Below are 4,190 nucleotides of genomic sequence, written 5' to 3' on the forward strand. Positions count from 1 at the left end.
GCAACACCGTCTGCAACAACCCCATCGCACCCTCCGGGTGAAGGGAAACCGTGATTCCGATTCCTCAAACACCCATAGGATAAAGGAGCTTCAGCGGGACGGAACTTTCTTCATCGCGGAATTAGGGGAAACCTGACCCCCTATCGGCGCCGAATATTGGGTCTGACGCAGTTTTGGTGAAGAAGATCTATGGAGCGCCGACGAGGCGGGCCTGGAGAATATCGAGCTTTCCTCTTCCATACATCTGGCGCTTGACGAGTTTGAGCTTGGTGATCTGCCCTTCGGTTTGGCCATTGGACCAGTGCGAGGTGATGGCGGCCACCACCGCGGCCCGATCTTTGACGACGCCGTTGGCGAATGACGCGACCAGGCTGGATCTGGCCCGCTCGAGCCATGGCTCGAGCTCTGCGACAATCTTCTTGCGGATCATGGCCTGGAACGCGGCGATGATTTCTCGCGCCTCGACGAGGAGCGGCACGGCGGCTTCGATGGCCACGATCGTGACGCTCTCGGATTTGGACACGCGGTCCCGGCCAATGGTCATGAGGCGCGCGATGGTGCGCGCCGAAGGCGTTCGCCTGAGTGCATCATTGTCCATCCGTTCGGCGCGCCGACGACGTGCCACCCACTCGGTGACGACCCGAAGGCAACCGCGGAAGCCTTGGCGCTTGAGGCGTCGCCACAGCTCCGCGCCGTTGCGTTCGCCGGCTGCCCACTTGTCCTCGAGCCACGGCAGGTACAGTTCGAGCTAACTTTCCCGCGAACGGAAGACGTCCGTGCGTTCGCCGCGCTGGATCCTGCGAACAAAGCTACGACTATGCCCGGTGCGGCGCACGATCTCCTTGATCGCGATCCCGTCCTTCGCGAAGCCGAGGATGGTCCCGTTTGCGTCTTCCCGACGAAGATATCCCTCATACTGAAGCCGCTCGGCGGCCGTGAGCAGATCAGGGTCGATGGTTGCGGCGCCGATCGCGGCTCGGACCTGACGCATGGATTTGCGCACCGCATCGAGAAAGGCACGGCTGGCGTTCTCCATCAGGTGCCAGCGGTCCGCCACCTGGGTGGCCGTCGGCAGCGCCTTGGCCGCAGCCGTCGCATAGCCCCCGCCGCGGTCACGAGCGACGATGGTGATCTGCGGCTGGCAGGTGAGCCACGCTTGCGCTGTCGCGGGCTCTCGGTCGGGTAAGAGAGCGATGGTCCTGCGGCGCTCAAGGTCGCAGATGATCGTGCCATAGCGCTGGTTGCGCCGCCACGCCCAGTCGTCGATCCCGATGATCGTTGGTGGGACGAAATGCTGGTTGCCACGGCGCCGCACGACCCGCAGCAGGGTGTCATTGCTGACCGGCAACATCAACCTGCGGGCGAAGCTCGCCGCCGGCCGCCCGCCCAGCGCCAGCCCCAGGTGGTGGACGATGTGGTCGAGGCGGGCAGTACGCCGCGCCCACGGCGCCAAAACCTTGGCGTCGAAGCGCTCCGCGAAGATGCGCCGGCCGCAGAGCACTGTGTCGCAGTGGAAACGTCGCGCCCGGACGACGAGCCGAACTGGCTTGCCCGCCATCGGCAGGTCCGCCAGATGCCGATGATACTGACTGTGCACTCGCTGTGATGTTCTTCCGCATCCTGGGCACGAACTCGCCTTGCCAACCGCGCGAACCGTGATCAGCGTGCCCGCGCTGTCGCTGCTGACATCGTCCACCACGAATCCACGCGGGACCACGGTCGAAGATCGGAGTGAGTGTGCCATGGTGTTGATTCCAATTCAAAATCAACGCCAGACGAATCTCGAACTCCATCAAAAATGAGTCAGATGGGGTATTCGGCTTGAGCCCCTCGCGGAGGGATGCAGGAGGTGCTGCGCTTCGAGCTGATGATAGAACGTGGTCTGTTTGGAACAGCCACAAGCATCAGGAAAGGAAGCGCAGCATGAAATATTATGCCGGACTGGACGTCTCGGTGAAAGAGACGTCGGTGTGTATCGTGGACGAAACGGGCGCGATCTGCCGCGAGATCAAAGTCCTCAGCCACCCGGAGGACCTCGTCCAGGCTTTGAAAAGTTCCTCGTGGCAGTTCGTTCGGATCGGGCTCGAAGCCGGCCCGTTATCGCAATGGCTGTTCAGCGGATTGGCGGAGGCGGGTTTGCCCGCGATCTGCATCGAGACCCGGCATGCGAAAGCATTCCTGAAAGCTCAGGTGAACAAGACCGACCGCAACGACGCCCGCGGCATCGCGCAGATGATGCGGGTCAATCTGTTCCGGCCCGTGCATGTCAAGACATTGGCCAGCCAGCGTCGCCGCGCCCTGTTGACCGCCCGCAAGCTGTTGCAGGAAAAAGCGATCGACATCGAGAACGACATCCGCGGACTGCTGCGCAATTTCGGACTCAAGGTCGGCATCGTTGGAACGGCCGGGTTCGACGATCGCATCCGCGAGCTTGTCGATGGCATGCCGGACCTCGGCGAGATTATGAAGCCCTTGCTGGCGGCGCGGCAAAAGCTGCGAGAGACATTCATGGAGCTCCACCGCAAGCTGCTATCGATCGTCCGTGGTGACGAGACCTGCCGACGATTGATGACGATCCCCGGCGTCGGTCCTGTCACCTCGCTAGCCTTCACCAGCACCATCGATGTTCCGGCCCGCTTCAGCAACTCCCGTGCCGTCGGTCCGGCGCTGGGATTGACCCCCGTGCTCAATCAATCGGGGGAAGGCGGCGCCGTTCAAGCGCAATGACGAATTGCTCAAGGCGCTGCCGATTGGCGTCGTGGTCTTCCCAGGCTCCGGGATCACCGACAACCTCGCCAACAAGGCGAAGGCGATGGGCATCCCGGTCTGGCGGTTCGGGGGCGGCGCGTGAGCGTCGTTTCCCTTGAAATCATGGGAAACATGGATATCATGGAAAGCATGGATATTAGCGCGGAGGTTTCACATGCGCGCCTTCACCACCAATGACCTCAACAAGCAGGTCGGAGAAGTCACCGATGCGGCGACGAAGTCGCCGATCGTCATCACGCGGTATCGCAAGCCCCGCTTCGTCATGATGAGTTACGAGCACTACCAGAAGATCAGGGGCGAAGGCGATCCCCGCCGCGCATACGCCGCCGGCGAGACGCCGGACGACGTCGCCTCGCTGTTCTCGGCCGAGCTCGACCGTCTGGCGACGGGCGAAGGCTACGACGATGACCGGTGACCTGCGTCCCGGCACGATCATTCAGTATCCGTATCTCTGGAAGTGGCAGCAGGAACACGGCGAGACCGAAGGTCGCAAGGATCGACCCGTCTGCGTTATCCTCGCAGTGCGCGGATCGGACGGTCTGACGCACCTTGCGCTTCTGGCGATTTCAAGCCGCCAGCCCGGCTCCGAGCAGGTTGCGATCGAGGTTCCCGAAATCGAATGCCGGCGCGGCGGGCTCAGCGATCTCAAGCGGGCCTGGATCACCGTCAGCGAGTACAATTACGATATCGTCGAGCGGTCCTTCTATCTCGATGCGGGCGAGCCCCTGCTGGGACGCTTCAGCCGCTCCTTCATGATGCAGCTTGCGAGCGCGGTGTCTCCCCTCGTCCGGGCCGGACAGGCGCGCATAGATCGCACCGACTAGCCGGCGTTACGGACTTGCCGGAAGGCTTCTGTGCCGACCGCGGAGCGTGTCGCCCTCTTCGCTCACGGCGTTCGTTGAGCGCCCCGCTTGTCGACGGTGCCGGCAGCGGTTCTGGCGGGTCGATGGTGCCCAAGATGGGATCGCCTCGTCGCCTTGCGAATTGTCGCGGATGCAGCCGGGACCGGGGCGCCGGTTCGACGTGAAGGCTCTCGCCGAGGTGGCGATCTGCGGTTCAGGCGGGCGCCGACGCGGCGCGGTCTGCGTGACCGAGCAGCGCGGGCCGGGTTATCCATCACCATGCGTGAGCGTCGGCGTCCCGACTGGCGGTGGCCGGGACGGGGAGCGAGCGCTGCGGCGCGCGTCCCGCCTGGTGAGGGTGGTGGGCGTGGCCTGGTGGCAGGGGCTCCTGTGATCGGTGGCTACGAAGCCCATCCCATCCTCTTTGCCGCCTGTGTCCGGGTCACGGCCGCCTAGATGTTTGATCCCGGGCTTTGATGGTGCAATCTCGACGCATGAATCGAGGGATGCGCTATGGGCCAGATTCACCACGGGAGCGCCACGACGACAGCGGCGGTCCGTCGAGCGATACAGCATAGT

The 4,190-nt window shown here is 63.5% G+C and carries 2 protein-coding genes and 2 pseudogenes; 3 read left to right on the plus strand and 1 reads right to left on the minus strand.

Annotated elements, in window-relative coordinates:
• Positions 1-187: 187 nt before the first annotated feature.
• Positions 188-1,744, minus strand: a pseudogene (locus ABLE93_RS26730) (ISL3 family transposase).
• A 179-nt stretch (positions 1,745-1,923) separates the two neighbouring features.
• On the opposite strand from ABLE93_RS26730, the pseudogene ABLE93_RS26735 reads away from it, so the two are divergent.
• The 3 genes and pseudogenes from ABLE93_RS26735 to ABLE93_RS26745 all read left to right on the plus strand — a co-directional run.
• A pseudogene (locus ABLE93_RS26735) lies at positions 1,924-2,715 on the plus strand (IS110 family RNA-guided transposase); the annotation flags it as partial.
• Between the two features lie 208 nt (positions 2,716-2,923).
• The gene (locus tag ABLE93_RS26740) at positions 2,924-3,184 is read left to right on the plus strand and encodes a type II toxin-antitoxin system Phd/YefM family antitoxin (RefSeq protein WP_348842698.1); all 261 of its coding nucleotides are present in this window, start codon (positions 2,924-2,926) and stop codon (positions 3,182-3,184) included.
• On the plus strand, positions 3,174-3,593 hold the full coding sequence (locus tag ABLE93_RS26745; RefSeq protein ID WP_348842699.1) for a hypothetical protein: 420 nt from the start codon (positions 3,174-3,176) through the stop codon (positions 3,591-3,593). The genes ABLE93_RS26740 and ABLE93_RS26745 overlap by 11 nt, the downstream gene beginning before the upstream one ends.
• The last annotated feature ends 597 nt before the right edge of the window (positions 3,594-4,190 follow it).

The organism is Xanthobacter pollutisoli (genome assembly GCF_040044995.1).
Taxonomy (GTDB): domain Bacteria; phylum Pseudomonadota; class Alphaproteobacteria; order Rhizobiales; family Xanthobacteraceae; genus Xanthobacter.

Excerpts from the sequence above, each read along its gene's own strand:
- ABLE93_RS26745 (WP_348842699.1), top strand. The coding sequence starts at position 3,174 with ATGACCGGTGACCTGCGTCCCGGCACGATCATTCAGTATCCGTATCTC.
- ABLE93_RS26740 (WP_348842698.1), top strand. The coding sequence starts at position 2,924 with ATGCGCGCCTTCACCACCAATGACCTCAACAAGCAGGTCGGAGAAGTC.